The 5,492-nt window shown below is 64.0% G+C and carries 5 protein-coding genes and 2 pseudogenes; 2 read left to right on the top strand and 5 right to left on the bottom strand.

The annotated features are described in order from the left end of the window. Positions 1-206: pseudogene (locus tag HP499_RS20110) on the top strand (TetR/AcrR family transcriptional regulator); the annotation flags it as partial. Positions 207-289: 83 nt separating this feature from the next. Here the strand turns inward: HP499_RS20110 and HP499_RS20115 are convergent. After that, complete coding sequence (locus HP499_RS20115; protein WP_172325911.1) at positions 290-1,636, bottom strand: aspartate kinase; 1,347 nt, start codon at positions 1,634-1,636, stop codon at positions 290-292. Between the two features lie 139 nt (positions 1,637-1,775). Then, positions 1,776-2,294: a DUF427 domain-containing protein gene (locus tag HP499_RS20120; RefSeq protein WP_172325912.1), complete on the bottom strand. Its 519-nt coding sequence runs from the start codon at positions 2,292-2,294 to the stop codon at positions 1,776-1,778. A gap of 102 nt (positions 2,295-2,396) precedes the next feature. Between HP499_RS20120 and HP499_RS20125 the strand changes: the two genes are divergently transcribed. After that, positions 2,397-3,503: a hypothetical protein gene (locus HP499_RS20125; protein ID WP_172325913.1), complete on the top strand. Its 1,107-nt coding sequence runs from the start codon at positions 2,397-2,399 to the stop codon at positions 3,501-3,503. Here HP499_RS20125 and HP499_RS20130 read toward each other — a convergent pair. From HP499_RS20130 to HP499_RS20140, 3 genes and pseudogenes are all read right to left on the bottom strand, one after another. Further along, the gene (locus tag HP499_RS20130; RefSeq protein WP_172325914.1) at positions 3,463-4,062 is read right to left on the bottom strand and encodes a dihydrofolate reductase family protein; all 600 of its coding nucleotides are present in this window, start codon (positions 4,060-4,062) and stop codon (positions 3,463-3,465) included. The genes HP499_RS20125 and HP499_RS20130 overlap by 41 nt on opposite strands. A gap of 36 nt (positions 4,063-4,098) precedes the next feature. Further along, positions 4,099-4,698: a recombination mediator RecR gene (recR, locus tag HP499_RS20135; RefSeq protein WP_026541824.1), complete on the bottom strand. Its 600-nt coding sequence runs from the start codon at positions 4,696-4,698 to the stop codon at positions 4,099-4,101. A gap of 33 nt (positions 4,699-4,731) precedes the next feature. Then, a pseudogene (locus HP499_RS20140) lies at positions 4,732-5,492 on the bottom strand (DNA polymerase III subunit gamma and tau); the annotation flags it as partial.

Genomic DNA, 5,492 nt, shown 5'->3' on the forward strand with positions numbered 1-5,492 from the left:
TCCGGGATATTGCCGACGACATCGCAAAGCGACAGGAAACCGGCGAGGTGCGCACCGACGTCGACTCCGTGATGTTGGCGCGGCTGACCGTGGCCGCCTTCGACGGACTCCAACTGCAGTGGCTGTATGACAAGGACGTGGACATGGCTGATGGGCTCCGGCAACTCATTGACGTTCTGCTGGCGCCGGCTCACCCGACTGAGTAACAGTAAGGCCGTTCTGAGAGCTCAGAACGGCCTTAACTGGTACTTATTTTGGGGGCGGTTGCCCGTGGTTGCCCGCGGTTGGCTTAGCGGCCGGTGCCGCCGTAAACGGTAGCCTCTGCGTCGCCGTCGAGCTCGAACGCGTTGTGGATGGCGCGCACGGCATCATCCAGGGCATCAGCGCTGGTAACAACGGAGATGCGGATTTCCGAGGTGGAGATCATGTCGATGTTGATCCCGGCGTCGGAGAGGGCCTTGAAGAACGTGGCCGAAACGCCAGGGTGCGAACGCATGCCCGCGCCGATCAGGGAGAGCTTGCCAACGTGCTCGTTGTATTCGATGCTCTCGAAGCCGATCTGGCCCTCGGCTGCGCGCAGGGCCGCAAGGGCGTCCGCACCTTCCACGATGGGAAGGGTGAAGGAAATGTCCGTGCGGCCGGTGCCGTGGGTGGAGACGTTCTGGACGATCATGTCGATGTTCGAGTGCGCGTCAGCGATCACCTGGAAGATCGCGGCAGCCTTGCCGGGGATATCCGGGACGCCTACCACTGTGACCTTGGCTTCGGACCGATCGTGTGCAACGCCGGAGATGATTGGCTGCTCCAAGGCGACTCCCTCTTGAATAGTGAACTTTTCGTCGGCTCCGGGGATGACCCAGGTGCCTTCGTTTTGGCTGAAAGACGAGCGGACGTGCAGCGGCACACCAAAACGGCGGGCGTACTCCACACAACGCAGGTGCAGGATCTTGGCACCGGATGCGGCCAGTTCCAGCATTTCCTCGCTGGAGATGCGGTCGATCTTCTGGGCGCTGGACACTACGCGGGGGTCGGCGGTGTAGATGCCGTCCACGTCCGTGTAGATCTCGCAGACGTCAGCTTCCAGGGCCGCGGCCAAGGCAACAGCCGTGGTGTCTGAACCGCCACGGCCCAAAGTGGTGATCTCGTTGGTGCTGCGGCTCATGCCCTGGAAGCCTGCCACGATCGCGATGTGGCCCTTGTCCAAGGCAGTGCGGATGCGGTGGGGATCGACGTCGATAATTCGCGCCTTGCCGTGGATGCCGTCGGTAATCATGCCGGCCTGGGATCCCGTAAAGGACTGCGCGGAAGCACCGAACTTGTTGATGGCCATGGCGAGCAGGGCCATGGAAATCCGTTCGCCGGCGGACAACAGCATGTCCATTTCGCGGGCGGGAGCCGAGTCCGTGACCTGGCTTGCGAGGTCCAGGAGTTCGTCTGTGGTGTCGCCCATTGCGGAAACAACAACCACAACCTCGTTGCCGGCCTTCTGCGCATCCACGACGCGCTGTGCGACCCGCTTGATGCCATCAGCATCGGCAACCGAGGAACCGCCGAACTTCTGAACGATCAGCTGCTTGGTAATGGCAGCCTCGTCGGAGAGCTCTTCGATCTTCACTTCGGTAGTGGGCATAGTCATGCGCGCACCCTCACTGCATCAATAGGGTTCGAACGCGGCATGCTCCAATTCAGGCACGCCTGCGTAGCTTATTTGCCCAGTTTATCGCCGTGCGCTGTCCCTGCAGGAATTGTGACCACATGGCGGCCACCTGCGATGACTACCACCCCGCAGTGCCCGGGCCGCCCTTGAAGGGGCCTACGATTCCACGGGTAATCCACCCGCCGTAGAAGCTGCCTTCCTGGAACGTCACCCGCTCCCCGTCCACCTCGCATGAGTCCATGTGTTCCGGGTACAGGGCTATCCGGCTGCTGAGGGCCTCGAACCCCCGTGTGGGGTGTGGGTAGGTCCATCCGCCACGCTCAACAGCCGTGCCGCCGGCTCTGATGGTGAAGTAACTGGCTTCTCCCTTGAACTCACAGAAAGTGGTGCCGCCGACGGGAATCAACACACCGTCCGGGAAAGCATCCAAAGGGACGTAGTAGACCGGCGGATGGCTGGTTTCCAGGACCCGCACGGCATCGGTGGTGTCCACGATCACCTGACCCCCAAGCCGCACCACAACCCGCTCTGATCGCGGCTCTACCCGTGGCGGGCGCGGGTAGTCCCACACCGATTCCTGGCCCGGGGCGGGCTTGATGGGACGGGGACGCCTGAACCCACCGTTGCTGGAGACCATGAGCCATGGTGACACCCTTGGCTGGGATTCTGCCTTGAAGCCCCGCCGTATCCGCGCCCGCCTTCCCGGCGTACCATCCATTCATGAGGAGTGCGAGCGGCGATGGCCGGCGTTCCTGAGCACCAATCCGGTTCGGATCCAGCCCGGGAACCCGAATACGAAGTGATCGGCGGCGTGATCGACGATCAACCCTCCGGCTTGGCCGCCCCGAAGCCGCCTCCGGACCCATCTGGAGGTTCCGGAGTCCTGCGGGTGGCTGCAGGCGAAGCGTGGGTAAACACCCGGAAGTCCCTTTCCTCGTGGTGGTTCTGGATGGCCTGCATGCTGGGGATCGCCTTCGCATGGGGGAGCGCTGCGGGCTTGGTTGCCTGGGCAGAATCAAACAGCTGGTTCTTAGCAGGCGCCGCAGGATCCACCCACATGATCATGGCGGCGGTTCTGGCACTTGCAGCTGCTGTCTTGGGGGCCGGCTGGGGATTCAGGCATCCGGAAGGACGCATCCCTGTGCTGGTGTTGTCCGGAGTCATCCGGGGCGCGGCTTTGGCCGTGATGGCGGGCGCTTCGTTGTTGCTGGTGGGCCTCTACGACGGTGGGCCGGCTGCGCTGGCCGGCGTCGCCGTCGTCGTGGTTGTCCTTGAGGCAGCACTCTTCGGGCTGGTCGGTGCCGGGGCGCGGCGATGCTCCACCAAGGTGGCGCCGGCTGCCGTGTTGGCCACGGTGCTGGTGGCTTTTCTCTGCGTCGGCAACGTTGTCCTCACCATCCTGATCCTCCCTGCCACTGCGGGATCAGACCGGATGTCGGTGCCTGTCAACGTTGAGCGGGATGATTCCGGAAGGACCATCTCCTACTTGTGCGTTGGCGAGCTCGGCCCGGTGAACGTTGAACACACGGACCGGATTGCCTGGCTGGCCACCTCCAACCCCGTCTTCATTCTCGGCAGCCTGGGGGTCGATGCTGCGTCTCCGAACAACGAGTTGGGATGGCTGTTTCTCGGCCTGCAAGCCGCCGTGGACGGGCCCTCCCGCGAAGTTCCATGCCTGGGCGGGATCTCCCGCGACGGGCTCGCACCTCCCGCACCCGTAGCCCTGACGGGGTTGGCCGTGCAGGGGGTTGTGGCAGCGTTGGTGCTCGCCGCGGGACACAGGCTTCAGTCCAGGAGAGTGCGTGTCAGTTCCGGCGGACCCGTTGGCGCGCGTACTCGGAAATAACCACCCCAGAGGTGAACGTCGTCGTAGAAACCTCATGGAAGGCACTGGGCTGGTAGGCGCCCGGTGCGAACATCGGGATGCCGTTGCCAAAGAGCAGCGGACTGCGTTTGAGGACCAGCCGGTCTATTTCACCGGCAAGGCGGGTTGCCAGCTGACCGCCGCCGCAGAGCCAAATCGACTGGCCGGGCTGGGACTTCAACCGCCGCACCACCTCTACCGGGTCCTCGGAAGTGACCGTCAAATTGGGGTACTCCCCGGGAATATCCGCCTCGGTGCGGGTCCGGGAGAACACAACTTGTTTCAGGTGCTGGTAGGGGCTGGTCATGCCCGCCGGTAGACCAACCGCGTAAGTATTCCAGCCCATCACGACGGTATCGAAGGTCGCGTTGCTTTGTTCTATGCCCATGGCGTTGGCGGCCACTGTGGGTATGGCCTCCGGGAATCGTTCGATTTGGGCAGCCATATGGTCGCCCTCCACCGGAAACGCATCGAATTCCCCGCCCGGTCCGGCGATGTAGCCGTCCAAGCTCACTGCAACGTAGTACACAAGTTCCCGCACGGGTCCCCAATCCTGGTTGAAGTTGTGACTGCGAGATTACAACAGGGCGTTGCGCCTGCCCTCGAAGGCCCGGCCGAGAGTGACTTCATCGGCGTACTCCAGGTCTCCGCCCACAGGCAGGCCGGAAGCCAGCCGGGTCACGGCGATGCCGATCGACTTGAGCATCCTGGCCAAGTAAGTCGCCGTGGCTTCGCCCTCAAGGTTGGGGTCCGTGGCGATGATGATTTCCTGGATGGCGCCATCGTTCAGGCGGGTCAGGAGTTCCCGGATCCTCAGCTGTTCGGGGCCAATGCCGGCAATGGGATTGATGGCACCGCCCAGCACGTGATAGCGGCCGCGGAAAGACCGGGTGCGCTCAACAGCGAGGACATCCTTGGACTCCTCCACCACGCAAATGACGGACGGATCTCGACGCGGATCCCGGCAGATATTGCAGGTCTCCTGCTCCGTCACGTTGAAGCACACACTGCAGAACTTCACCCGTTCCTTGACCGTGGTGATCGCGGTGACGAGCCGCTTCATGTCCTCCGGATCTGCCTCGAGAATGTGGAACGCCAGGCGCTGCGCCGACTTAGGGCCCACACCGGGAAGCCGGCCGAGCTCGTCAATCAGCTCCTGAACTGCACCTTCGTACACAATGTCCTCGTTTGTTTGAAATCAATGCTGGAATCAGCGGGTTTGCAGGGGAGAACCGTCCAAGGCGCGCTCTTCGATCAGCTTTCCGCCCAGAATACGCTCCACCGCAGCCCGCCCAAAGACCCGCGATTCCTCAATGGTTTCGTCCTCCGGGCTGGGAATGTCCTCCGTCACGGTTGCCGGGGCTGTCTGGGTCCGCGCCGGCGCCTGGACACGGCCGGCCTGGGCCTCGGGGCTGTTGGTCAACCGCTGATACAGGCTCTGACGGCCATTCGGACTGCCCGACGGCGCACCCTCCTCGAGCGTCGCAACCGAACCGTGCGCCTCCTCGGGTTGGGCGGCCAGGGAGGGCCAGGGTGCAGGGGCGACGCCGGGGCTCGCCCCGGAAGCGCTGCTGGTTGCCGGGGCAGGCATGGATTGCGTTCCGGGCCAGCTCGACGCCGGTGCGACGTCCCAGCTGGAGCTCGGGTTCTGCTCCGCGTTGGTTGGATGGCCGTAAGTTCCGGTGGCCGGCTCCGTGGTCCGCTCAGGCTCCGGGGCCTGGGCCGCTGCCGGCTCGTAATCCGGGGTATGCGTTGCGGGCGGGATTTCCGGGGTGGATTGGGCAGGGCCCTTGCCCACATTCGACTCCGAGGTCACAACCCAGGTACCCGGCGCTTGCTCGACTGCCCGCGACCAAGGGTCATCGGACGCATTGCCGCTCGAGGCGCGCGACGATGTGGCTGCGGCCGGGGTTTTGTCCGGCCCGGAAGCTGGCGGTGTGGACGGCGAAGCTGTGGCCGGGGGGACTGCGG

The organism is Paenarthrobacter sp. CM16, assembly GCF_013179505.1.
Classification (GTDB): domain Bacteria; phylum Actinomycetota; class Actinomycetes; order Actinomycetales; family Micrococcaceae; genus Arthrobacter.

Coding starts and splice junctions, on each gene's coding strand:
- HP499_RS20115 (WP_172325911.1), bottom strand. CDS start 1,636: ATGACTATGCCCACTACCGAAGTGAAGATCGAAGAGCTCTCCGACGAG.
- HP499_RS20120 (WP_172325912.1), bottom strand. CDS start 2,294: ATGGTCTCCAGCAACGGTGGGTTCAGGCGTCCCCGTCCCATCAAGCCC.
- HP499_RS20125 (WP_172325913.1), top strand. CDS start 2,397: ATGGCCGGCGTTCCTGAGCACCAATCCGGTTCGGATCCAGCCCGGGAA.